Genomic DNA, 22,895 nt, shown 5'->3' on the forward strand with positions numbered 1-22,895 from the left:
GTACCGCGTTCCGGTTTGGGAGTGCAAAAGTAGTGATTATAGATTCAGATGCAAACTACAGCTTGTTTTTTTACTCGTTTGAGCTTGTTAACTTATTTAACTATTAAGTAAGAATGCCCGAGCCGGTGAGGTAGACCCACCGGCTCGGGCATTCTTAGTGATCCAACTAGTTTAAGTGTAACGTACTGGCCCGATCTGGTCCCACACTCACTATTCTGATTGGTACTTCGAGTTGCTCCTCCAAAAATTTGATATAGGATTGTAGCTCGATCGGTAAGGCTGATGCATTATTAAGATTTTGCAGCTCGCTACGCCATCCAGGTAATGTAACGTAGACGGGAGTAGCTCCCTGCAGGCCATCGCCATCTAAAAAATGAGTTGTTTGCTGCCCATCAGGGGTGGCATAGTGTGTACACACTTTAATTTCATCGAACTCATCGAGTACGTCGGCCTTCATCAGATGTAGTTCAGTAACGCCATTCAACATGATACTGTACCGCAGGGAAGGAAGATCTATCCACCCACAGCGCCGAGGACGTCCTGTGGTAGAACCGAACTCGCGTCCTGCTTGCCGAATCCTTTCTCCTACTTCATCTGATAACTCGGTAGGGAAAGGCCCACTTCCTACGCGTGTACAGTAGGCTTTGCTGATTCCATACACCTTATCTATATGCCGTGGTGCTATACCTAGGCCGGTGCATGCACCCGCGACGATAGTATTAGAAGAAGTTACAAATGGATAGGTACCGAAGTCAATATCCAATAAAGCTCCTTGAGCCCCTTCTGCCAATATTCGCTTACCCTGCTGCAACATGTCATTGAGCAGGTATTCCGTATCAGTGAGTTGAAGCCTGCGTAGCGATTCAATGGCAGCGAAAAACTCTTCCTCCGCTGACTCTATTGCTAATTCGCGCTCATAAAAAGCAGCAAGCTTCGCGTGGCGTGCTACCACTTCCGCATAGCGTTCCGAGAAACTAGGCAGTAATATATCTCCTACTCGGAGGCCATTACGCCCAATTTTATCTTGATACGTGGGTCCAATACCTTTTAGGGTAGAGCCTATCTTGCCTCCACCTCGGGATTCTTCTGAAATCCGATCTAGCGCACGGTGCGAAGGAAGAATTAATTGAGCTTTTTTAGAAACAAAGAGATTCTGCGCCCAATCAACGCCGCGGTCAGTAAGTTTTTGTAACTCACCTAGGAATATAACAGGATCTAACACAACCCCATTACCAACCACATTAATAATATGTGGATGAAAAATACCTGACGGTACTTGATGCAGCACGTGCTTCATGCCGCCAAAGGTCAATGTATGGCCTGCATTAGGTCCGCCCTGAAAGCGCGCTACTACATCATACGTTGGAGCTAGCACGTCAACAATTTTCCCTTTACCCTCGTCCCCCCATTGCAATCCAACTAGTACGTCAACTGGCATTAGCTTACGGTTTTTAATTGTTCAACAGCAGCTGCGTCGTCATCCACAATTGTGAAGATGGCATTGAGCTTCGTTATGGCTAGCATCTTGCGTGGATGTTCAGCAGGGCTGATTAGAATCAGCTCACCACCACGGCTACGATATTTAGTGAGTAAAGACACCAAGACGCCTATTCCGGTGCTGTTGATGTAACGAACATTCGATAAGTCAATCGCGCAATTGAGAATTGAATCACCTAGGTGACTATTGACTGTATCAAGAATTTGCTGGGAATCGGGGCTGCCTAGTAGGTCGCCGGAAAAGCGGACGAAGAGAATACCGTCTTGGACGGTGGAATCAGTTTTCATTCAAAGAATGGGCAATGGCCTTGGCGCGGCAGTCGCCGCATACGCCGTAAAGGTTTAAAGAGTGGTGCAAGATATGGAAATTCAAAAGGTCGCCGACCATTGTTTGAATACCATGAATGCGCGGGTCACAGAACTCCACTACTTTATGGCATTCCGTGCAGATCACGTGGTCGTGTTGCCGATAGCCATATGACTTTTCGTATTGGGCTAGGTTGCGGCCAAACTGGTGTTTGCTTACCAAACCATGCTCGACTAATAGGTCCAGTGTATTATAGACTGTCGCGCGGCTTACCTGTAGCCCTTGAACTTTCATACCAGCGTACAGCTCCTCTACGTCGAAGTGACCACCTCGTGAGTAAATCTCCTCCAGGATGGCATACCGCTCCGAAGTTTTACGCAATCCTTTGTTTTCAAGGTAGGCAGTAAAGATCTTCTTTACTTCCTCAAACTTTTCTTTATCAAGCATTTTGCGACCTATACTATAAGGAGTGGCAAAGGTAAGTAACATTGCTGTGGTGCAGTACAAGTGAGACTTTTGTACTACCTAGGCCTCTATTAAACTCCGAAGAACTTTACGTATCAAAACGCTCGACCAACAGTACTCCGTTCACTTTTAGAAGACGCTGAATTAGCTTATTTAAGTGAGCTGTATCATGCACAAACACCATAATCTGCCCTTCAAACATACCATCATTTGAATCAACAGTTATGGAGCGCATATTCACTTTAAGGCTATTGGAGATAATGCGCGTTACGTCGTTGACAAGACCAACACGGTCAGAACCTTTGATGCGAATACCAGCTAAGAAAGCTAGCTCTAGCTGATCGGTCCATTTTGCACGCACAATACGATTGCCGTAGTTCGACATCAGTTCGACTGCTTTCGGACAAGATGTGCGATGAATTACAATACCTTCATCGGTTTCGAAGCCAAACACATCATCACCAGGAATGGGGTTACAACAAGGCGCAATAGTATAGTCAAACTTGTCTGTCTTCTCCCCTACCAGCAACATGTTCGAATTGATTCCGCGAATCTTTTGCACTTCATGATCGAAGCTTTTTGGCTCTAACGGCGAAGGCAAGCGCGGCGCAGGCGTAGCAGGGTCAAATAGATGTTCTCTAATTTCACGTCCGTCGATCTGCCCGATAGCCAACCGGTAAAAGAAATCTTGCAAGTTGTAGATATTGAAGTGCGCAAGCAACCGGTTCAGGTTATCCTGATTATACTCGACACCGAGAAGCTGCAAGCGTTTCTCTACCAAGAAGCGGCCGTCTTCTGCTTTGCTGCGCTTATCATCGCGCAAGAACTCTTTGATCTTGGAACGTGCCTTTGAACTGATAACATAGTTCAACCACTCCTCAGTTGGACGTTGCCGTTGAGAAGTAATGATCTCCACTTGGTCGCCGTTTCGAAGCTGGTAACTCAGCGGCTCTAATTTCTGATTCACTTTTGCACCTAGGCATTGTAAACCTATATGCGTATGAATTTCGAAGGCAAAGTCTAACGCTGTGGAGCGCTCGGGTAGAATAATGAGTTTGCCTTTTGGCGTGAAGACGTAAACCTCTTTAACAAACAAGTTTTGTCGGAACTCGTCCATAAATTCCAACGCACTGGAATTATTGGTTTCGAGCATCTCACGCACCTTCGCAATCCAAGCCTCTAGCCCCGATTCTGGCTGTGGCACGCCGGTATCTTTGTACTTCCAATGGGCGGCGTAGCCTTTTTCGGCAATGTCATCCATACGGCGCGAACGAATTTGCACTTCTACCCATTGCCCGGTGCGTGACATGACGGTGGTGTGCAAACTCTCGTACCCGTTGGCTTTGGGCGTGCTTACCCAATCGCGCAAACGGTCGGGATTGGGCTGATAGAAGTCTGTGACGATGGAGTACACTTGCCAACAAGCTGCTTTCTCTTGCTCTGGTGGCACATCTAAAATGACCCGAATAGCAAACAGGTCGTAAACTTCATCGAAAGTCACATTCTGCTTGCGCATTTTGCGCAGAATGGAATAAATCGACTTGGGTCGACCTTTTATTTCGTAATGAAATCCTTGAACCTGTAACTCCTCATCTATTGGAGTCACAAAATCCTTGATAAAGCGATTTCGAGCACTACGGCTCTGGCGTACTTTATTTACCAGCTCTTGGTACACTTCGGTATCCGTGTACTTCAAGTAAAGATCTTCTAGCTCCGTTTTGATAGCATAAAGACCTAAGCGGTGTGCTAGCGGGGCGTATAGGTAAATGGTCTCTGAAGCAATTTTAAGCTGCTTATGACGCGGCATCGAGTCGAGCGTGCGCATGTTGTGCAAGCGGTCAGCTAGCTTAATTAAAATAACACGCACATCTTCCGAGAGCGTAAGCAGCATCTTGCGAAAGTTTTCTGCCTGTTCGGAAGTGCCATATTCGAATACTCCCGAGATTTTGGTGAGCCCATCAATGATGCGGGCGACCTTAGGGCCAAATTCACGTTCTACATCTGCAATTTCCCATGTGGTATCCTCTACTACATCGTGCAAAAGAGCAGACACAATGCTGGTAGTACCTAGGCCTATCTCTTCCACCGCTATCTGAGCAACAGCCAGGGGATGCAGGATATAAGGTTCTCCCGATTTTCGGCGCATTTCTTTGTGCGCTTCTAGCGAGGTATTAAACGCTTTTTTAATCAGTTTGGCGTCATTACCAGATAGGTAAGGCTTAGCCGTACGGAGTAAGCGACGGTACTGCCGCAAAATCTCGTTGCGTTCTACTTCAGGATCAATTAGGGTAGGCATAAACAGACGGAGCAAAGCCAGCACATCACAAACAGCATCTATTCGCTAAAGTACAAAGCGTGGAGAGCTTTTGCAGGCAGTAATCACGTTATAACACCTAGCTAGCAACAAAAGGTTTGTCTTCTTTTTACCTTCTGCCTTGCAATAGAAAGTATTCTCAAACTAAATCTTCTTATACAATTTACTCAACATCAATACTTTGCAAATTATTTACACTTAATAATGTAGGTATACCTACCAGCACGTTTGGAATTTAAAAGTCGTTTTGTAGTTTTGCGGCCCCGAGGCAGTTGGCTTCGTACGCGGATGTGGCGAAATTGGTAGACGTGCCAGACTTAGGATCTGGTGCCGCAAGGCGTGTGGGTTCGAGTCCCTCCATCCGCACTTATTATTTTCTCTGGTACTTAGTACTAAAAAATGAATTAGCCCTCAACCCAACCGTTGGGGGTTTCTTTTTAGCCCATAGTCTGCTTTTGGCGTAGCGACCCGCCCTAGGTCAATTGCACACTTCTTCCATCTACCCTTAACCGACCACTCGTTTTGGACATTACTCTCGATAAAAACGAAGATCAACTTAATGCCATCCTGACAGTACACCTGACGGAAGCTGACTATTCAGCTGCTGTTGAGGGCAAGTTGAAGGAGTACAGCAAAAAGGCTCAAATCAAAGGATTTCGGCCTGGCAAAGTGCCTGTAACGTTGGTGCGCAAAATGTACGGCAAGGGGATTCTGGCGGACGAAATTAACAGCTTACTTGGCAAGGCTGTGGACGGGTATATCAAGGAGAATAATATTAAGATCCTAGGTGAACCACTGCCGCTGGAAACGCAAGTCGATTTTGATACCCAGAAAGACTTCGATTTTAAGTTTGAGCTAGGTCTATTGCCCGACTTTGAACTTCCCGCTGATCAGTCGATTACTGTTGACCGTCAACAAGTAACGGTAGATGAAAAGACTTTAGAAGAAACGCACGACCAAATTACACGTCAGTTTGGTGAAAGCACTAACCCTGACGAATCGGAAACTGGCGATTACCTCTATGGTAAGCTCAAGAAGGTAGGCGAAGAAGGGGAAGGCCGTGTTGTGTTGCTACCTACCAATAAGGTAAAGAATGGCGCCGATAAGTTCATCGGTGTGAAGCCTGGCGACGAGATTACGTTCGACCTAAAAGATGCTTTCGCTGGTGATGCTTCGGATATCGCCAACTTCTCGGGCTTATCGAAGGAAGAGGCAGCAAGTGCAGAGGGCGATTATGTGCTGGCTGTTGAGAAAATCAACCGTACAACTACGCCTGAAGTCAACCAAGAGCTGTTCGACAAAGTGTTCGGAAAAGACGTTGTGACGTCAAAAGAAGACTTTGATGAGAAGGTTCGCACCACGATTCAGGAGAACTACGATCGTGAGGCAGAAGGCCTGATGAACCGTCAGATCGTGGATCAGATGGTGAATAACACGACCATCACGGTTCCGAAAGAGTTTTTCAAGAAGTGGTTGGTACGTGCCAACGAAGGTAAACTAACTGCGGAGCAAGTAGATGAGCACTACGATGATTACGAGCGCGAGTTGAAGTGGTCAATGATCCGCAATAAAGTAGTTGAGGAGCAAGGCCTAAAAGTATCGAACGACGAAATCGTAGATCGTACGATGCAGAAGATTTTAGGTCAGTTCAACATGGAAATGACCGATGAACTGCGCGAGTCAATGCGGAGCTTTGCTGACAATTATCTGCGTCAGGAGAACGGCAAGAACTACGTAAACGAGTATGAAGCCATTCTGGCAGAAAAGGTAATCGAAAACCTGCGCGGCAAAGTTGTTGTTAATGATAAGCCAGTTTCGGCTGAGGATTTCCGGAGTCAGGCTGCCAGCTAATCGCTGATCGCTTGGTTTTGTAACCCACAAAAAAGCCCTTACTTGCCGCAAGGGCTTTTTTGTTGCCCGGAGGTTTTGCTCTTAACAATTCTCCCATCTTTTCTGTCATGCTGAATAAACAAGAATTCCGCAAGTTTGCCGTCAAAGGCCAGGGTCTTAGCGGACTGGGCGTGGACCAGTATTTGAACCACGTTGAAGGCCAAGTTCGTTCGGGTATGATGTTGCCAACGGGGATGACGCGTTCGGTAATTGAGGAGCGCCCTACGCGTTTTGCTGAGATTGACGTATTCTCTCGCCTAATCATGGACCGTATTGTATTCCTAGGTACGGCCGTTGACGACTACATTGCGAACATCATTACAGCCCAGTTGCTCTTCCTTGAGTCAGCTGATGCTAAGAAAGATATCCTGTTGTACATCAACTCGCCCGGTGGCTCGGTGTACGCTGGCCTAGGTATCTATGATACCATGCAGTATGTGAACCCAGACGTAGCGACAATCTGCACGGGTCTGGCTGCTTCGATGGGTGCTGTATTGCTCGCTGGCGGTGCCAAAGACAAGCGCTCGGCACTTCCCCACGCCCGTGTGATGATTCACCAGCCTTCGGGTGGCGCACAAGGTCAATCGACGGACATTGAAATCACCGCTCGTGAGATCTTAAAATTAAAGAAAGAACTGTACGACATCTTGGCCAAGCACTCGGGCAAGACCTATCAGGAAATCTACGATAACTCGGAGCGTGACTACTGGATGCGCGCCGACGAAGCGAAAGAATATGGCCTGATCGATGAAGTCCTGGAGCGTAAGATTGTAAGCTAGGTTGAATTAAAAAGTAAGGCCCTAGGTTCATTTAGAACTTCGTAGTGAAAAGCTCCTCGTTGGTTTTGGTAACCAACGAGGAGCTTTTTCGCTTTTAAGTAGAAGCTACCTTGGCTGGCAACCTTTTTGCCTACCTAAGGCGTTTGCGTTTTCGTACCTTTGAGGCTGCTTAACTTATTGAGAGCGGCTCCCCTACCCTATCCAGAGAGATACCTAGCAATGGCAGATATCACGTGCTCCTTCTGCGGCAAGAGCAAAAAAGACGTCTCGGTCATGATTTCCGGCATCAACGCGCACATTTGTGAGCGTTGCGTCGGTCAGGCCCAGCAAATATTAAACGAGGAGAACAAGATTCGCTCGAACACCAAGGCGCCCAAGTTCAACCTCGTGAAGCCCCGCGAGATGAAGGAGTATCTCGACCAATATGTGGTAGGGCAAGACGAAGCCAAAAAGGTAATGTCGGTGGCGGTTTATAACCACTACAAGCGCCTGATGCAAAAACCTACAAAGGATGATGTAGTAATCGAGAAATCGAACATCATTATGGTAGGCGAAACAGGCACTGGCAAAACCTTTCTGACCCGTATGCTAGCCAATATTCTGCAAGTTCCTTTCTGCATTGCAGATGCTACGGTGCTTACCGAAGCCGGCTATGTAGGCGAGGACGTAGAAAGCATCCTAGCTCGTCTGCTACAAGCGGCTGACTATAACGTGGAAGCAGCAGAGCGCGGCATCGTGTATATCGACGAGATTGATAAGATAGCCCGCAAGAGCGATAACCCCAGCATCACGCGCGACGTGAGTGGCGAAGGTGTGCAGCAAGCCATGCTGAAGCTACTAGAAGGCACCGTGGTGAACGTACCACCAAATGGTGGGCGCAAGCACCCCGAGCAAAAGATGATTGCGGTAAACACCGAAAACATCCTATTTATCTGCGGCGGCGCTTTTGTCGGCATCGACCGGATTATTAAGAGCCGTTTGAACACGAAGCCTATGGGCTTTGCCAAGACGATGCTTGAGGATCAGATTGACACTAAGAACTTCTTGCGCTACGTTACGGCTCAGGACATGAAAGCGTTTGGCTTGATTCCGGAGCTCATTGGTCGTTTGCCTGTCTTAACGCATCTGAACCCGCTAGACCATGCTACATTGCGCAAGATTCTGACGGAACCCAAAAACTCTATCGTGAAGCAATATCAGCGGCTGTTTGAGATGGAAGGCATCGATCTTTCCTTCACAGAATCGGCTCTGGAATACATCGTTCTTAAGGCTGATGAGTATCGATTGGGCGCCCGTGGCTTACGCTCTATCTGCGAAAGCATCATGACAGATGCCATGTTTGAGATGCCCTCGGAAGCTGGCGTTAAAGAGTTTGCAATAGACCTAGCTTATGCTCAGAGCAAATTCGAGAAGTCCCCATTGAAGCAATTACGCGCAGCGTAAGCATACCGCAACTATAAAAGCAACGGGCTGGTAGATCATTCTACCAGCCCGTTGCTTTTTAGGAAACTCAGCTAAGCGTTCAGGTATTCGACCATCAACTTCGCAGCTTTCTCAGCGGCGTTGTGCCGACCTAACTTCTCACGCAGTTCAACGTAGCCAGCTTTTTGCTGAGCAATGAACTCTTCATCAGTTGTTACTTTCTTCAATTCCTTCACCAAGTTGCGGGAGTTGAACTCGCCTTGAATCAACTCTTTTACCACTTCTCGCCCTACAATAAGATTGACCAATGAAATGTAGGGCACTTTGATAACAGCCTTTCCGATGGCGTACGTGATGGCACTGGTGCGGTAACACACAACTTGCGGCACGCCAAACAGGGCCGTTTCTAACGTTGCAGTACCACTTGTAACGAGAGCAGCCTTGGCGTGCTGAAGTAGGTCAAACGTCTGCCCAAAAATAATCCGGACGTTATTGCGCTCGAAGTGCGCGTAATAATTAGGGTCGAGATTATCGACGCCGGCCACCACAAACTGATAGTCTAGAAACGGCGGTAGAATGGACAACATCACGTAAAGCATGGCTTCGATTTCCTGCTTACGGCTGCCAGGCAACACAGCGATAATAGGCTTATCGGTAGCTAGCTTATTGCGAGCATAGAAATCGGAACTAGCCGGGTGTTCAGCTACAGCATCGGCGGTTGGGTTACCGATGTAATCGACCTCGTAACCAAAGCGCTGATAAAACTCCGACTCAAACGGCAGAATCACGAACATACGATCCACCAAAGCTTTTACCTTGTGTACCCGCCCTTGATTCCAAGCCCATATTTTGGGCGAGATGTAGTAAAAAACCTTAATGCCATGTTGCTTGGCAAATTTTGCCACGCGTAGGTTGAAACCTGCGTAATCAACCAAGATAAGTACATCAGGCCGATACGCGAGCAGATCGTGCTGACACTCTTTCAGGTAACGCCGAAACTTCAGAATACTCGTTGCGGCTTCTAAAAAGCCCATGATGGCCATTTCCTGATAATGGTGCACCAACTCTCCTCCTTCGGCAGCCATCATATCGCCGCCCCAGCACCGAAATTCAGCGGCAGCGTCCTGGTGGCGCAATGCGCGCATCAAGTGCGACGCATGGAAGTCGCCGGAACGCTCTCCCGCAATCAAGTAATACTTCATTTTATCACTTATCAATTAACACTTATCATTTATCAGATCACTTTCAACAGCATTCCTACATGGTGAGTTGAGAAGCTAGTGGATGTTAATTGATAAATGATCAATGATTTACTCACCATAATATTCTACGAAGTTGCGGGGCGTCTCGTAAAGTTTAATGCAGTGAAGCTCCGCCGCAGAGATGCTCGGTAGCTCACGTTGTAGAATCTGCCAGAAGGCAACGGCTAGGTTCTCGGTGCTAGCAAGTTTGTCTTGCATAAACGGCACATCCAGATTGAGATTTTTGTGGTCAACCTGCTCAATGATGTGCTTCCGAATAATTTGACTGAGTTGTTTCAGATCAACAACAAAGCCGGTATCCGGATCGGGCTGGCCTTTTACGGTCACAATTAGTTCGTAATTGTGTCCGTGCCAGTTCACATTAGCACAAGGTCCGAAAACTTCGCGGTTGCGTTCATCAGACCAGGTAGGGTTGTATAGCTTGTGAGCGGCATTGAAGTGCTCCTGCCGACTAACGTAGATCATTGCTGAGGTGTTGATTGGTGGACTTGTAGATGCGTTGGTTAGCGAGGGTAGGCTGATTGGTACCTAGCAAGCGCTGGCACATCAATCATCTAGTTGCTTACTTCCAACAAGGCACAAACCTATCCGTTCTTTTTTCGCCGCAAATATACGAAGAAGCGTGCGCCGCACCGGTTCATGGGCAAGTCTTAACGTAGAGACGCATTGCCTCCGTTGAAGTACCTTTGAACAAAAACTAGCGTTGCCCTATGATCGTTGTCACTGGAGCAGCCGGCTTTATTGCTAGCTGCCTCGTTACCCGCCTCAATGCCGCCAACTTCAACGATATCGTTGTGGTGGATAATTTCGCCGTAGAGCGCAAGCTCGTTAACTTGAAAGGCAAGCGTTTGCGTGCTTACGTTGACCGCAACGAGTTTTTCGATTGGTTAGCGGAGCATCACGAGGAAGTTGAATTTATCTTCCACCTAGGTGCCCGTACGGACACGACCGAGCAAAGCCGCGAAGTATTTGATTTGCTTAACCTGAATTATTCGAAGCAAATGTGGCAAGCGTGCTGCCAGTACCAACTACCACTGGTGTACGCTTCTTCCGCAGCTACGTATGGCTCAGGCACGCTCGGGTATTCCGACGATGATGTCTTACTGCCTCTGCTACGCCCCCTCAACCCATATGGCGAGTCAAAAAACGACTTCGACAACTGGGCTGTTACCCAAGCCGAGAAGCCTTTCTTTTGGGCTGGCCTCAAGTTTTTCAATGTCTATGGCCCGAACGAATACCACAAGGGACGTATGGCCTCGGTTATTTTTCACGCTTTCGAGCAAATTCGCAATACGAGTTCCATGACCCTGTTTCGCTCCCACAATCCTGACTATGCAGATGGCGAGCAGAAACGGGACTTTGTGTACGTGAAAGATGTAGTGGAAGTATGCTACTTCCTGATGCATCATCGCCAGCATTCTGGCATTTACAACCTAGGTACCGGCGAAGCACGCACATTCTTAGATTTGACCTTGAATACATTCGATGCTCTAGGCCGCACGGCGGATATCCATTTCAAAGACACCCCAGAGGATATTCGTGACACTTACCAATACTTCACACAAGCCGATATGAGCAAGCTGCGCAGTATTGGCTACGATCGGCCCTTTACTCGATTAGAAGACGGTATTCAAGATTACGTACAAAATTACTTAGTGCCAGGCGCTTATATGTAAGCACCTCCTTATAACTGTCTGAACGTAACAGCCCGTCCAACTACTCTTTCGATGTAGTTGGACGGGCTGTTACGTTCAGACAGTTATTTATGCTTGCAGCGAGCTAAGCAAGGGAGTCGCCATCAAAGCGCTACAACGCGCATTACTTGTGAGAAGCCATTTCCAACTAGCTGCACGTAGTAGATGCCCGCTGGCAGTGAGTTTCGCTGCCACGTGAACCGGTGCCAGCCAACTTTAACTGTTCCCTGGTGCAACGCGGCTACTTCCTGCCCTAGGGTATTTAAAATCCGTAATTGCACCGCCATTTGAGTGGGTACCGAAAACTCGATCATAGCCTCCTCCTGGAAAGGATTGGGGCCGACTGGATATAGCTTCGGTGTTGTGCTGAGCGGGCGATGCAACACATACGTGTCGATCAATACATGCTTACGGGTGTAGAATTGCAACGCCAAGCTGTCGGGATTAGCATTGATAAGCATAGCACCATAATCACCATTGAAGGTAGTTCTGCTTTCTGGTATAGGCTGCGGCTGAACTCTATAAATGCTACGCCCACCTAGCCCATTAACAAAATAAGGCAACCCATCAGCCATTAGGCGTTCATAGTGGTGATCGTGGCCGGCTAATACTACAGAAGCTCCCCACTCTCGGAAAGGCCATTGAAGCTCTTCAGTATTGCCATGCGCACCAGACGAATACGGAGCATGATGTAGGTATACTACTTTCCAACGCGCAGTAGATGCCGCTAGCTTTGTCCGGAGCCACTGGGCTTGCACCGACTTGACATCAACGCCATCCGGCTCAGCAGGGTCGCTGTCGAGTGCAAAGAAGTGAATATCGCCTCGCACAAAATCATAGTAACGGCCATTGCCTGGCAGCGTGAAATAATCCCGGTACGGCTCCCCATTACGTGTGTAGTAATCATGATTGCCAAGCGAAGGAAAGAAGCGGTTCGACGAGGCACTAGGACCATAGCGCCCGCGGTACTTATAGATATACTTGTGGTAGTACTGACCAATATTCTGATCAATAGTCGTGGAGTCGCCTAGGTTATAGTTGTTGTCACCGAGCGTAATTATGAAGTCTGGTTCCCAAGCCTTTACCATGTCTGCCACGTCCTTCTCAGGCTGCCCGGCGTAGCCGTAATCACCAATAGCAGCAAAACGCTGTGCATAGTTTACAGAAGGTAAGGTGCATAGCAAGCTTATAAGAAGCAGACAGCGGAAAGCAAGTAGAAAGGCAAGCCTCATTAGATTATCCTTACGATTAATTATAAGTATTTAAGAATATTATAAAATGTTAATAAACATAAGATTTTAGACACGTTATTTGCAACCGATTTACAAGATTAGTCCTATTTAACAATCATACTATCACGACTAAATCCTACCGACACATCATCAATTATAGATGTGTCTGCGATTAGTAGGCCCAACAACAAACAACTTTGCGGCCATTTTTCACGCGCCGACAGCTCATCGTTGAAGAAGGCTAGCTAGCATAGTCCGTCACGAAATATATGCTGTGTTATAAGCATATATTATCCAACATATTTAGAGCGCGCCTACTATTTCCTTTTACATAAGCAATTACCTAACACAATAAAAATACTACAAATAAGTAATTATGTTTGCTCACTTTTTTACTACTCGTTTAACAGCTCTAGCGACTACTTTTTTTTGCGTAGCCACGCAGGCATTCGCGGGAAATACAATCACCATTTCTCCTAACTTCTACCATATCGACAACAAGCAGCACATCATCGTAATCAATAAAAAGGTTGAGGATGTTAATGCAGACGCCGATGAATTAAGAACTCATCTTGTCCTCGACAAAGATTATATATTTGTTGAACCACCTCTACTAGTAAATACGGCTTCATCGTATCAAGTGAAGTTCCAAAATATAACTTATACAACCTATTTCACCCAGCTTCCTATCGTTCACGTTGATACAGACAACGAGATAGTAGATTCTCCTAGCGTGCTTGCTAAGTTTTTAATGTCAGAGGCAAGTGGAACAATAACAGAATCTAACCTAGGTATAGAAATACGAGGCAGTTATTCGCAAACCCTACCTAAAAAATCATATGAGCTAAGCTTCTGGACTGACACGAAAGGGGACGACAGCAGAGATGTACGCTTGTTGAATATGCGCACTGACAATAAGTGGAATTTACAAGCGCTTTACAACGAGCCACTTCGTGTCAACAGCAAGGTAGCTAATACATTGTGGCAAAATATTCATCAGATATATTATAAGGATAAAGAACCAGAGGCTAAGAACGGAATTGATATGGCCTATGTGGAATTATTCTTAAATAATGAGTATAAAGGACTTTATGCACTTAGCGAAAGGATTGATCGTAAGCAGCTGAAATTAAAAAAATATAATAACGGCATAGTTGGAGAACTCTATAAAGCAAGTAACTGGGGCCCAGCTATTCTTTTCACCGGGCTCCCTGCTTTCGATAATAGTAGCCTAACTTGGGGAGGTTTTGAATACAAACACCCAGAGGAGAAAATAGACTGGACTAATTTATACAACTTTATAGATTTTGTTGAAAATAGTTCTGATCAATTTTTTTATAGTCAATACAAAGCAAAATTCAACCTTAAAAATGCTGTCGACTATTATATATTTTTAAATCTAATCAGAGCAGTAGATAACACAGAGAAGAACCTTTACATAGCTAAGTACAAAACCAACGAACCGTATTATTATATTCCGTGGGATTTGGATGGCACATTTGGCAATAATTGGTTCGGATCTAAGGATAATATCACGAATGATATCCGAACTAACGAATTTTACAAACGTTTAACCAAAGACAACTCACCTTCAGGATTCAACGAAACACTGTATAAAAGATGGGAGGAACTGAGAGCCACGGTTATCACTGAAAAGTATATATTAGATAAGTTCAAAGAACAACAAGACTACCTTTTAAATAATAATATCTATCAACGAGAGCACCTTGTCTGGGACAGCTTCACGTATGACGATACATACGCAGAGTATACAGCTACGTGGCTTAGGAGCAGACTAGCCTACCTTGATGGTGCTTTTAGCAAAACTTCCACGGTACTAAAGAGTAGTGTTGGCAAGCAAAGCGCTACGGTAAGCATTTATCCTAATCCGGCAAACGACTTTCTGTTCATTGAAACTGAAGGGCTACCATACGAAGTACTTATCCAGGACATGAACGGCAGAATGCTCTTGAAAACTACATTAAATGGTACGCTCAATAAAGTTGCCCTTAACAGCTTAGCAAGAGGGCTATACGTAGTGACTGTGAAAAACAGCAGAACCCTTAAAACGGAGAAACTTATCATTAACTAATCTACCAGCTAGCTTGCTAAACACAAATGGCCCACTACTGTAGTGGGCCATTTGTGTTTAGCAAGCTATGATATTGTTCGGCAAATAGCCTTCGCAACAGTAAAGTTTAGGCACCATGAATTAAGCAGCTAGGTCCGGATAAAGCGGCCGGACCGTCGCCTCAGAAAGAGTTGTTTGCATAGGAACAACGGTTGTTTCGTCAGTATGACGACGCAGTGCTCGCATCAGCAAGTATTTGTATTTTTCTGCGTCAGCCAAGGCTGTTTCTATTGCTTTCACTGCATCAGCATATGTTACTACTGGCTGCAGGTCGCGCCGCGGGCGTCGAGCTTCAAAAACTTGCCCTTCTAAGTATTCAACTGGGTTTTTCATCGGTTGGCAGAGATGAATTGTGTAGTTATAAACTTATCTGTTATAGAAACAGATGATATAGCTTTTAGATTCATTTTTAGCTGCCTATTATATAATCTAACTCATTTACACATTGACACGTAGCACGAGCTTACCGAATTGCTCGCTATTATCCATCCGGCGCATCGCTACCTCACCGTCAGCGAAGGGGAATACTTCATCAATGACGGGAATGAGTTGCTTAGCTTTCACAAAGGTTACCATGTCGGCAAAATCTTGTGTGGTACCCATGGAAGAGCCTAGCACCGAAAGCTGTTTCCAGAAAATTTTGCGCGCTACTACATCCGGAATATTACCTTGCGTAGCCCCGTAGAACACAAGGCGCCCACCAGGTGCAGCTACATCCAATAGCATAGAAAACCCTGCCCCAGCGGCACTGTCTACAATTACGTCGAAGGGTCCACCTGCTTGTTTTAGCAGGTCAGTGGCCCAATTTTCTGCCATGTAGTTTATGCCACCACGAGCACCTAACTGCTGAGCACGAGCTAGCTTGTCGGACGAGCTGGAAGTAACCCACACCTCTGCACCCGAAGCTACCGCCATTTGCAAGCCGAGCAGTGCTACTCCGCCGCCGATGCCTGTAATGAGCACTCGCTCGCCAGCTTGCAGTCTAGCGCGTGTAAAAATTGCACGGTATGCCGTTACTCCACCTAGGGGCAAAGCCGCAGCCTGCTCGAAGGTAAGGTGAGCTGGCAGCGGGCAAACTTGAGCGACAGGCACAGCTACGTACTCAGCGAAAGTTCCTTGTTCAGGCAGACCTAGGATAGTAAAGTCCTTGCTTTGTGCATACGGATTATTGCCCCAGTTCTGTCCTGGGTTGATGAGCACTGCCTGCTGCAGGAGCGCTGCGTCAACGCCCTCCCCCACTTTGGTAATTGTACCGGCCCCGTCGGAGCCTAGGATGCACGGAAAGCGCAGGCCAGCATATTGTCCCTTCTGAATCCAGACATCACGATGATTAAGAGCAGCAGCTTTGAGTTGAACTAAGACTTGGCTAGGACCCGGAATGGGTGTAGGAACCTCTTGTAAAACCAGAGGCTGTTGAATGCCATCTAAACGGAGAGCTTTCATGAATTAAGGGTAAAATAAGCCAATATACACTCAGGGTCAAATAGTTAAACAGGCTTTGCATTTAGTAATCATACTTACTATAAATATGATTACTATAACCATGGATACTAACTTTCAGTAAGATCTATCAGTTCTTATTGGCTGACTCCGATGCCATTCTAGCCTTTGTCTTACTTTTCAAACTTGTCGCACTGTGCTACTTCGTTTTTCTGCGTCTCGAAAGTAAATATTCGGGCGGCACTTCGTAAACAAAACGTTATTTATTGAGGAGCCTGTTATCACCTGTCGCTTTGCTCTATGCCGCCTACGAACTCCCTCTTTGCCTTCGAAAGCCCGGATGATAATCCTGGCTTTCTGTTGTGGCAAGTAACAAATCTTTGGCAACGTGAACTCAAAAAAGCGCTGGAACGCTTCGACCTCACCCACGCTCAATTTGTCGTGTTAGCATCGGCTCACCAACTAGGCCAGCATGCTACGCCAGTGACGCAGATTGCGCTAGCCGAACATGCGCGGATTGATAAAATGATGGCTAGCAAATTATTGCGCACGCTGGAGGAGAAGGGTTTGCTGGTGCGCGCCGAACACAAGCAGGATACCCGCGCTAAAGCTGTAGCTCTTACTCCTATTGGTACCAAAACCCTGGTGCAAGCCGCCTGGGCGGTAGAAGAATTTGATAATGGCTTCTTTGGCGTATTAGGCACTCAGCAAGAGAGCTTGATCCGACCGCTACGTGCCTTACTCGGTGCGTACCACACGCCTAGTGAAAGCTCGAAAAGCTAGCTTACTTAGCCGCTCACAACTTCCTCCGTTAGTAAGACCCTAACCTTACAAGAACCGTTGAGCTAGCTCTGGAGTAGGCATCATACAGGCCTCTTCGCGACCAAACCAACGATAGCGGTTGCGCGCCACAAACCGATAGGCGGCATCACGCAGGAAGCGCGGCAACAAGATGCCGGCGTACAACAGCCTCCAAACGCCACCTAGCCTCCGCAAAATGTGCAGCACAGCCGCGGAGTGTGAGTACACTTTATCGTTGACTATTAACAACACGCTTTCGGGGTCGGTCGTGACGATGGATATACCGCGTGCTGCGAGCAGTTGCTGTGCCACCTCCGACTGTAACGAAGCAAATCGAAATCGCCCGGCTGAATCATGTTTAATGATGAACTGCACGAATCCATTGCAAAGATTACATACACCATCAAAAAGAATAGTAGCAGGCAAATACGACATAGCAGCAGGTGACAATAATAGCCTTCAAGCGGATGCGGATCCTGATCGATCTGCTAAACGGCTGAGTTCATCTGCATACGCAATTGAACCTAAAGCTGTTGGCTTCTTTACGGTTAACAAAATATTGGCATATCTCTGTGCCGCTCAATATAATTATGTTCATACCATATTTATATGAACAGATATAATTCTTCTCTTAACTGTACTATCTACCAATTACTTGCAATATACACTCTAAGTAAAATTACGGATTAAATCCGTATTAAAACAGAATTAATCCAATAAATACCTAGCAGTTCACAGATTGCACAGAGTCGTATAGGCAAGGACAATAACCACTACCTAACCTTTCCTTGCTATGAAAAAGAAATGGCTCTTGGCCATACCGGCTACTTTGTTGTGCTTGTCAATTGGCGTGACATCCTGTGACGACGATGACGACAACAACACCCCAAGTACTACCAGCGGTACTACTTCTGGTACCACAAGCGGAACTACCTCTGGCACAACCAGCGGCACTACCGGCACGACCACCTCTGGTACAACGAGTGGAACAACCTCCGGTACCACTACAAGCGGCACTACTTCTGGTACGACCTCTGGCACTACAAGCGGCTCAACAACCAGCACGACCGCAGGCACCACTTCAGGATCGACAACTTCGGGAACGACTACTTCAGGCTCAACAACCAGCGGTAGTACTACCGGAAACACAACAAGCGGTAGCACGACAAGTAGTACTACAACAGGCGGCAGCACCACTTCTGGGACAACGACAGGCGGCAGTACAACAAGTGGTACTACCAGCGGCAGCACCACTAGCGGTGGTACTACTAGCGGTGGTACCACTACTGGCGGTGGTACTACTAGCGGTAGCACCACCAGTGGTGGTACTACTGGCGGCGGTACTACTGGTGGTGGCAGCACCGGCGGCAGCACTACCTAGGTTGTGCGCATAGCTTATGCACTAAGTTAAAATCATAAGACCTGCCCGGCAGTATGCTCTCCTATTAGGGCACTGCCGGGCAGTTTTAGTTGACCAAGCTCTTCGGTATTTGTAGCTCAACCTTAACTCGCAGTAACATAGTTACGTAAGGCTGTGAAGTTTCTATTTCTTCTCTTACCCAATCCACCAAGTTCTTTCACTTTACTTCTTTTATGAAAAAGATTCCATTCATGATGCTAGCTGCTTCAATGCTGGCTACTTCACTTACTTTGAGCAGCTGCGGCGGTAGCAATAGTGGCGCAGAAAGTGGCACTACTAGTGGCACCACTAGCGAATCATCTGATGCTAGCAGCACGATGTCATCTGATTCTTCGAGCATGTCTGGCTCTTCTGATATGTCTTCCACGGGTGGTAGCACCGAGGGCACAACCGCAGGTGGCGGCAGCATGAGCGGCACCACAGCTGCCGATGCCTCGACAACGGGCAGCGTGGGCTCGGGCGCTACTTCAGGCGCTACTACGGGAAGCACCACTGGCGGTGGTTCTACGGCTGGCGGCTCTACGGCTGGTGGCACAACAGGCGGCGCCACAACCGGTTCTACGGCTGGCTCGACCACGGGCGGCAGCACTACCTAATACCCTCCCGAACAAGGAGTAATCCTGTGCTTAAAACGGCCTGAACTGCACTTTTCTATGTGCTGTTTAGGCCGTTTTGGCGGGCGCAACGTGTAGCGTAAGTGTATGTTGCTAGGTTCTAAAACAAAAGCATACCTCTTGCTTTCAGGGCCATTTTTACTACCAAATCTTGAATCTGTCGTACAAGCACCTTGCGCGTACTGCGCGGTCTGAGTTTTCACCAACCTCAATTGTTATGAAAAAGACACGTCTTGTAATAGGATCATTTGCTTTAACTGCCTTCTTGTTTAGTGCTGGTTCGAGCGTTGCTCAAACCACTTCGGGCACCACAGGTAGCACCGTAGGCGGCACCACATCGGGTACTACTACGGTCGGCTCGACGACTGGCTACGGCACAACAGTTGGCACCACGGCTGGTACGACAGCAGGCGCTGTAACCTCTGGTACTACCGTAGGCAGCACCACAGGCCTAGGTTCGACAGCGGGCACTACCACGGCTGGAACAACCGTAGGAACGACTGCGGGCACTACCGTAGGCACTACGGCTGGTACCACCATAGGCACGACTGCTGGCGCAACGACTGGCACAACCGTAGGTACTACGGCCGGCACAACAGTAGGTACTACTGCGGGCGGCATGGGCACTACCACCGGCGCAACCCGCAGCACTCGTACAACCCGCTCTACGCGTACCACAACGACTAGCGGCAGCCGCACGGGTTCTACTACCTCGGGTAGCACCAGTGGTGGTACAACCCGCTAAGCCTCGTCCGGCTAACGTTTCTTACCAACGCATCTGTCTGAGGGCGGAAAGGCCGGTCATTCCTACGGGGTGACTTGTTTTTCCGCCTTTTTCTTTGTTCACGAACTTCTACCGCGGCGTGTATGCCCCGAATTTTAGCTTTTCTGCGTCGACCATTTGTGCTCGATTTACGAGCAATGGCTTTAATGCGTATCGCAGTAGCCGCTGTTATTCTCACCGATTTAATTATCCGCAGCACTGATCTAGAAGCGCACTATGCCAACCTAGGTGTATTGCCGCTCAATGTGCTGTACCAGTATAACTGGAACCCGTACCAGTTTTCCTTGCACGCCATTACGGGGCTCTGGCAAGGCGAAGCACTGCTGTTCTTGCTGGCCGCAGCGGCCGCAATAGCGTTGCTGGTAGGTTACAAAACCCGGCTCATGACCGTTATTTCATGGCTGCTGCTAGTCTCCCTGCAAAACCGTAACCCACTCATTGGGCAGGGCGGCGACGATTTGTTGCGCATGCTTCTTTTCTGGGGCATTTTCTTGCCTTGGGGGCGCCTATATTCCCTCGACGCCCGCAGCAAAGTAGCTCCCACCACTTACACGTATTTCAGCGCCGCGACAGTAGCTTACATTGTGCAGTTAGCCCTAGTGTATTGGTGCACAGCGCTGCTCAAGAATGCACCAGAATGGTCGAAAGATGGCACAGCCATTTACTACGCGCTTAGCCTCGATCAGCTGCTGATGCCGGGCGGGCGCTTGCTTTATCAGCATTATGACCTGATGCGCTGGCTTACCTTCGCCACGTATTACACCGAGATGCTACTGCCTTTCATGCTATTTATCCCGTTTGGGGTAACGTGGTGGCGGCTGTTGTTCGTGGGCGTGCTCTACTCCTTCCACCTAGGTATCAGCCTCACGCTGTTTGTAGGGCTGTTTTACCTCATCAATATGGCGTCGGTGATTGGTCTGCTCCCGCCCTGGACGATGAACTGGCTGGACCGGCACATCCGAACGCGGGCCCAGCGGCTGGGGCCACACCTAGCACGGTGGCAACCTAGCTTGGAGCAATGGCGTCGGCTACCGTTTCGGCTGCGGGTGGAGGCTAGCTGGCAACGTTCAAGCGGTACTAACCGCCTCTTGCGTGCAATGCGCGAAACGGTTGTGACGCTCCTGCTCGTGTATGTATGCTGGTGGAACATGGACAGCATTGCTAGGCCTGAGTGGTACATGCGAGACCCATTGCGGTGGTTTGGGTACTTGTTCCGCACCGATCAGCACTGGGGCATGTTTGCACCGGCCGTGTTCAAAGATGATGGCTGGTACATCTTGGATGCTACTACCAAAAACGGCCAACACATTGACCTGAACCGCAAAGGGCGCCCACTCACGTACAATAAGCCGTACTCAGTAATGGCACTCTTCAAAAACGACCGGTGGCGCAAATACTCGGAGAATTATCTGTTTGTCTCCAATGCCTACATGCGGCCTTACTACTGCAACTATTGGTTGCGCATCTGGCACGAGCAGCACCCGAGCCAACCCATCCGTCGCCTCGATGTGATCTATATGAAGGAAGTGTCCTTGCCTAACTACAAGGCGTCGACACCCACCCGCGAGGTGCTGTGCAGCTGCGAAACGGAGCCTGTGCAACCGGCCGAGCAGCCCTAAAGTGACTACTCACCGTCTTGCAAACCAAAAGCTCGACAATACCTTTTTCGGCGGGCTTCAGTACAAGTAGCAGAGATTTTCGTCGGCAGGCTCCCTTAGAGGAACACCTAGCACGACGATAACAGACATCAACTTCTCATAATCTTCTTCATTATGGCTGAGCAAAACCACGCTACGCGCGGCACCACTCCCGCTTTGCAACATGTCGTGCCCGGCGTATGGGCGCTGCGCAATGTGTTTGTAAACCTATTCTACGTGCGCGACCCCGAGGCACCCGCTGGCCCATGGGCGCTGGTTGATGCGGGGCTGCCCGGCTCCGCCCCGAAGGTGCTCGATAAAGCCGAGTTTTTGTTTGGCGAAGACAACCCACCGGCGGCTATTCTGCTCACGCACGGCCACTTCGACCACATTGGGGCTTTGCACACGTTAGTGGAGCGGTGGCCCGATGTGCCCGTGTACGCACACCCGTTGGAGCTGCCGTACCTAACGGGCCGCTCGTCGTATCCGCCGCCCGACCCAAGCGTGGGAGGTGGGGCCATGGCGTCCTTATCGTTTCTGTATCCCAAAAAACCCATCGACCTAGGTGACCGGGTGAAGCCCTTGCCCGAAGATGGCACCGTTCCCGGCCTGCCAGGCTGGCGTTGGCTCGCGACGCCGGGGCACTCGCCGGGGCACGTGTCGTTCTTCCGCGAGTCGGACCGTACCTTGCTGGCCGGCGATGCTTTCGTGACGACGAAGCAGGAATCAGCTATGGCCGTGTGGCAGCAAAAGCAGGAAGTACACGGTCCGCCCGCGTATTTCACTTGTGATTGGGAACAAGCCCGCGCTTCTGTGCAAGCCCTCGTTGCGCTGCAGCCAGAAGTAGCTGCTACCGGTCATGGCATTGCGATGCGCGGCCAGGAGCTACGCGACCAGCTTACGCAACTCGCCCAGCACTTCGATCAGGCAGCGAAGCCAGCGCAAGGCCGCTACGTACCCCAGCCTGCCCTCGCCGACGAAACGGGGGTAATTGCTGTGCCACCGCCCGTACCTAACCCGCTCCCCAACCTACTCCTAGGTATTGGGTTGGTAGGCATTGCCGCCTATGTACTAGCCTCCCAAGACAAACCCGCGCCGCAACGCCAGAAGTAGGCATGTAGAACAGCTAGAACGAAAAAGCTCCCCTCTTTGAAAAAGGAGGGGAGCTTTTTCGTTCTAGCTCTCTAGTTATAGCACTAATGGCCT

22 protein-coding genes and 1 tRNA gene are annotated in these 22,895 nt (G+C 48.5%); 12 read left to right on the forward strand and 11 right to left on the reverse strand.

Going from position 1 to position 22,895, the window contains the following annotated elements:
• Positions 1–166: 166 nt before the first annotated feature.
• The 4 genes from BXP70_RS19790 to BXP70_RS19805 form a co-directional block, all read right to left on the reverse strand.
• Positions 167–1,438 (reverse strand): adenylosuccinate synthase, encoded by a 1,272-nt coding sequence (locus tag BXP70_RS19790; protein WP_086595861.1) that lies wholly within the window; start codon positions 1,436–1,438, stop codon positions 167–169.
• A complete protein-coding gene (locus BXP70_RS19795; protein ID WP_086595862.1) occupies positions 1,438–1,785 on the reverse strand; it encodes an STAS domain-containing protein in 348 nt (115 codons plus the stop codon). The genes BXP70_RS19790 and BXP70_RS19795 overlap by 1 nt, the downstream gene beginning before the upstream one ends.
• Positions 1,775–2,251, reverse strand: a complete 477-nt coding sequence (locus BXP70_RS19800) for a Fur family transcriptional regulator (protein WP_086595863.1) — start codon at positions 2,249–2,251, stop codon at positions 1,775–1,777. Before BXP70_RS19800 ends, BXP70_RS19795 begins: the two co-directional genes overlap by 11 nt.
• A 106-nt stretch (positions 2,252–2,357) precedes the next feature.
• Positions 2,358–4,565, reverse strand: a complete 2,208-nt coding sequence (locus BXP70_RS19805; protein WP_086595972.1) for a RelA/SpoT family protein — start codon at positions 4,563–4,565, stop codon at positions 2,358–2,360.
• Between the two features lie 302 nt (positions 4,566–4,867).
• On the opposite strand from BXP70_RS19805, the gene BXP70_RS19810 reads away from it, so the two are divergent.
• From BXP70_RS19810 to clpX, 4 genes are all read left to right on the forward strand, one after another.
• Positions 4,868–4,949: transfer RNA gene (locus tag BXP70_RS19810), tRNA-Leu, on the forward strand.
• A 156-nt stretch (positions 4,950–5,105) separates the two neighbouring features.
• Entirely contained in the window at positions 5,106–6,434 is a 1,329-nt protein-coding gene (gene tig / locus BXP70_RS19815) for a trigger factor (protein ID WP_086595864.1), read from the forward strand.
• 107 nt (positions 6,435–6,541) lie between these two features.
• Positions 6,542–7,252 (forward strand): ClpP family protease, encoded by a 711-nt coding sequence (locus BXP70_RS19820; RefSeq protein WP_086595865.1) that lies wholly within the window; start codon positions 6,542–6,544, stop codon positions 7,250–7,252.
• A gap of 219 nt (positions 7,253–7,471) precedes the next feature.
• A complete protein-coding gene (gene clpX / locus BXP70_RS19825; protein ID WP_086595866.1) occupies positions 7,472–8,695 on the forward strand; it encodes an ATP-dependent Clp protease ATP-binding subunit ClpX in 1,224 nt (407 codons plus the stop codon).
• A gap of 71 nt (positions 8,696–8,766) precedes the next feature.
• Here the strand turns inward: clpX and lpxB are convergent, their stop codons facing one another.
• Both lpxB and BXP70_RS19835 read right to left on the reverse strand, forming a co-directional pair.
• Entirely contained in the window at positions 8,767–9,876 is a 1,110-nt protein-coding gene (lpxB, locus tag BXP70_RS19830; RefSeq protein ID WP_086595867.1) for a lipid-A-disaccharide synthase, read from the reverse strand.
• Between the two features lie 108 nt (positions 9,877–9,984).
• Positions 9,985–10,401, reverse strand: a complete 417-nt coding sequence (locus BXP70_RS19835) for a 6-pyruvoyl trahydropterin synthase family protein (protein WP_086595868.1) — start codon at positions 10,399–10,401, stop codon at positions 9,985–9,987.
• A 245-nt stretch (positions 10,402–10,646) separates the two neighbouring features.
• On the opposite strand from BXP70_RS19835, the gene rfaD reads away from it, so the two are divergent.
• Positions 10,647–11,612 carry an ADP-glyceromanno-heptose 6-epimerase gene (rfaD, locus tag BXP70_RS19840; protein ID WP_086595869.1) on the forward strand — a complete coding sequence of 322 codons (966 nt, stop codon included), beginning with the start codon at positions 10,647–10,649 and terminating at the stop codon, positions 11,610–11,612.
• A gap of 122 nt (positions 11,613–11,734) precedes the next feature.
• Here the strand turns inward: rfaD and BXP70_RS19845 are convergent, their stop codons facing one another.
• Positions 11,735–12,814: a metallophosphoesterase gene (locus BXP70_RS19845; RefSeq protein ID WP_179197756.1), complete on the reverse strand. Its 1,080-nt coding sequence runs from the start codon at positions 12,812–12,814 to the stop codon at positions 11,735–11,737.
• A 424-nt stretch (positions 12,815–13,238) separates the two neighbouring features.
• Here BXP70_RS19845 and BXP70_RS19850 point away from each other — a divergent pair, with 424 nt between their 5' ends.
• Entirely contained in the window at positions 13,239–14,954 is a 1,716-nt protein-coding gene (locus BXP70_RS19850) for a CotH kinase family protein (protein WP_086595871.1), read from the forward strand.
• A 120-nt stretch (positions 14,955–15,074) separates the two neighbouring features.
• On the opposite strand, the gene BXP70_RS19855 is transcribed toward BXP70_RS19850, so the two are convergent.
• Together BXP70_RS19855 and BXP70_RS19860 are read right to left on the reverse strand one after the other, a co-directional pair.
• Positions 15,075–15,326 carry a hypothetical protein gene (locus BXP70_RS19855; protein ID WP_086595872.1) on the reverse strand — a complete coding sequence of 84 codons (252 nt, stop codon included), beginning with the start codon at positions 15,324–15,326 and terminating at the stop codon, positions 15,075–15,077.
• A gap of 105 nt (positions 15,327–15,431) precedes the next feature.
• Positions 15,432–16,436, reverse strand: a complete 1,005-nt coding sequence (locus BXP70_RS19860) for a zinc-binding dehydrogenase (protein WP_086595873.1) — start codon at positions 16,434–16,436, stop codon at positions 15,432–15,434.
• 297 nt (positions 16,437–16,733) lie between these two features.
• Between BXP70_RS19860 and BXP70_RS19865 the strand changes: the two genes are divergently transcribed.
• Positions 16,734–17,216 carry a MarR family winged helix-turn-helix transcriptional regulator gene (locus tag BXP70_RS19865; protein WP_086595874.1) on the forward strand — a complete coding sequence of 161 codons (483 nt, stop codon included), beginning with the start codon at positions 16,734–16,736 and terminating at the stop codon, positions 17,214–17,216.
• Positions 17,217–17,261: 45 nt separating this feature from the next.
• Here the strand turns inward: BXP70_RS19865 and BXP70_RS19870 are convergent, their stop codons facing one another.
• The gene (locus BXP70_RS19870) at positions 17,262–17,669 is read right to left on the reverse strand and encodes a thiol-disulfide oxidoreductase DCC family protein (RefSeq protein ID WP_086595875.1); all 408 of its coding nucleotides are present in this window, start codon (positions 17,667–17,669) and stop codon (positions 17,262–17,264) included.
• 358 nt (positions 17,670–18,027) lie between these two features.
• On the opposite strand from BXP70_RS19870, the gene BXP70_RS19875 reads away from it, so the two are divergent.
• Entirely contained in the window at positions 18,028–18,615 is a 588-nt protein-coding gene (locus BXP70_RS19875; protein ID WP_179197757.1) for a hypothetical protein, read from the forward strand.
• A gap of 196 nt (positions 18,616–18,811) precedes the next feature.
• Here the strand turns inward: BXP70_RS19875 and BXP70_RS30335 are convergent, their stop codons facing one another.
• Positions 18,812–18,994: a hypothetical protein gene (locus BXP70_RS30335; RefSeq protein WP_218779829.1), complete on the reverse strand. Its 183-nt coding sequence runs from the start codon at positions 18,992–18,994 to the stop codon at positions 18,812–18,814.
• Here BXP70_RS30335 and BXP70_RS30340 point away from each other — a divergent pair.
• The 4 genes from BXP70_RS30340 to BXP70_RS19895 all read left to right on the forward strand — a co-directional run bounded on the left by BXP70_RS30340 (position 18,993) and on the right by BXP70_RS19895 (position 22,802).
• Positions 18,993–19,250 carry a hypothetical protein gene (locus BXP70_RS30340; RefSeq protein WP_218779830.1) on the forward strand — a complete coding sequence of 86 codons (258 nt, stop codon included), beginning with the start codon at positions 18,993–18,995 and terminating at the stop codon, positions 19,248–19,250. The two genes, BXP70_RS30335 and BXP70_RS30340, sit on opposite strands and share 2 nt — an antisense overlap.
• A gap of 235 nt (positions 19,251–19,485) precedes the next feature.
• Complete coding sequence (locus tag BXP70_RS29975) at positions 19,486–20,013, forward strand: hypothetical protein (protein WP_179197759.1); 528 nt, start codon at positions 19,486–19,488, stop codon at positions 20,011–20,013.
• Positions 20,014–20,135: 122 nt separating this feature from the next.
• Positions 20,136–21,671, forward strand: coding sequence for a hypothetical protein (locus BXP70_RS19890; RefSeq protein ID WP_086595877.1), 1,536 nt, complete (start codon positions 20,136–20,138; stop codon positions 21,669–21,671).
• A 153-nt stretch (positions 21,672–21,824) separates the two neighbouring features.
• Positions 21,825–22,802, forward strand: coding sequence for an MBL fold metallo-hydrolase (locus tag BXP70_RS19895; protein WP_086595878.1), 978 nt, complete (start codon positions 21,825–21,827; stop codon positions 22,800–22,802).
• The last annotated feature ends 93 nt before the right edge of the window (positions 22,803–22,895 follow it).

It is taken from the genome of Hymenobacter crusticola, assembly GCF_002154225.1.
Taxonomy (GTDB): Bacteria; Bacteroidota; Bacteroidia; order Cytophagales; family Hymenobacteraceae; genus Hymenobacter; species Hymenobacter crusticola.

What these genes read in the sequence shown, in the direction of transcription:
- BXP70_RS19855 (WP_086595872.1), bottom strand. Translation starts at nt 15,326, where the DNA reads ATGAAAAACCCAGTTGAATACTTAGAAGGGCAAGTTTTTGAAGCTCGA.
- BXP70_RS19850 (WP_086595871.1), top strand. Translation starts at nt 13,239, where the DNA reads ATGTTTGCTCACTTTTTTACTACTCGTTTAACAGCTCTAGCGACTACT.
- BXP70_RS19875 (WP_179197757.1), top strand. Translation starts at nt 18,028, where the DNA reads ATGAAAAAGAAATGGCTCTTGGCCATACCGGCTACTTTGTTGTGCTTG.
- BXP70_RS29975 (WP_179197759.1), top strand. Translation starts at nt 19,486, where the DNA reads ATGAAAAAGACACGTCTTGTAATAGGATCATTTGCTTTAACTGCCTTC.
- BXP70_RS19790 (WP_086595861.1), bottom strand. Translation starts at nt 1,438, where the DNA reads ATGCCAGTTGACGTACTAGTTGGATTGCAATGGGGGGACGAGGGTAAA.
- BXP70_RS19805 (WP_086595972.1), bottom strand. Translation starts at nt 4,565, where the DNA reads ATGCCTACCCTAATTGATCCTGAAGTAGAACGCAACGAGATTTTGCGG.
- BXP70_RS19895 (WP_086595878.1), top strand. Translation starts at nt 21,825, where the DNA reads ATGGCTGAGCAAAACCACGCTACGCGCGGCACCACTCCCGCTTTGCAA.
- rfaD (WP_086595869.1), top strand. Translation starts at nt 10,647, where the DNA reads ATGATCGTTGTCACTGGAGCAGCCGGCTTTATTGCTAGCTGCCTCGTT.
- BXP70_RS30340 (WP_218779830.1), top strand. Translation starts at nt 18,993, where the DNA reads ATGTCTGGCTCTTCTGATATGTCTTCCACGGGTGGTAGCACCGAGGGC.
- BXP70_RS19820 (WP_086595865.1), top strand. Translation starts at nt 6,542, where the DNA reads ATGCTGAATAAACAAGAATTCCGCAAGTTTGCCGTCAAAGGCCAGGGT.
- BXP70_RS30335 (WP_218779829.1), bottom strand. Translation starts at nt 18,994, where the DNA reads ATGCTCGAAGAATCAGATGACATCGTGCTGCTAGCATCAGATGATTCG.
- BXP70_RS19865 (WP_086595874.1), top strand. Translation starts at nt 16,734, where the DNA reads ATGCCGCCTACGAACTCCCTCTTTGCCTTCGAAAGCCCGGATGATAAT.
- lpxB (WP_086595867.1), bottom strand. Translation starts at nt 9,876, where the DNA reads ATGAAGTATTACTTGATTGCGGGAGAGCGTTCCGGCGACTTCCATGCG.
- BXP70_RS19835 (WP_086595868.1), bottom strand. Translation starts at nt 10,401, where the DNA reads ATGATCTACGTTAGTCGGCAGGAGCACTTCAATGCCGCTCACAAGCTA.
- BXP70_RS19860 (WP_086595873.1), bottom strand. Translation starts at nt 16,436, where the DNA reads ATGAAAGCTCTCCGTTTAGATGGCATTCAACAGCCTCTGGTTTTACAA.
- BXP70_RS19870 (WP_086595875.1), bottom strand. Translation starts at nt 17,669, where the DNA reads ATGTCGTATTTGCCTGCTACTATTCTTTTTGATGGTGTATGTAATCTT.
- clpX (WP_086595866.1), top strand. Translation starts at nt 7,472, where the DNA reads ATGGCAGATATCACGTGCTCCTTCTGCGGCAAGAGCAAAAAAGACGTC.
- BXP70_RS19800 (WP_086595863.1), bottom strand. Translation starts at nt 2,251, where the DNA reads ATGCTTGATAAAGAAAAGTTTGAGGAAGTAAAGAAGATCTTTACTGCC.
- BXP70_RS19795 (WP_086595862.1), bottom strand. Translation starts at nt 1,785, where the DNA reads ATGAAAACTGATTCCACCGTCCAAGACGGTATTCTCTTCGTCCGCTTT.
- BXP70_RS19890 (WP_086595877.1), top strand. Translation starts at nt 20,136, where the DNA reads ATGCCCCGAATTTTAGCTTTTCTGCGTCGACCATTTGTGCTCGATTTA.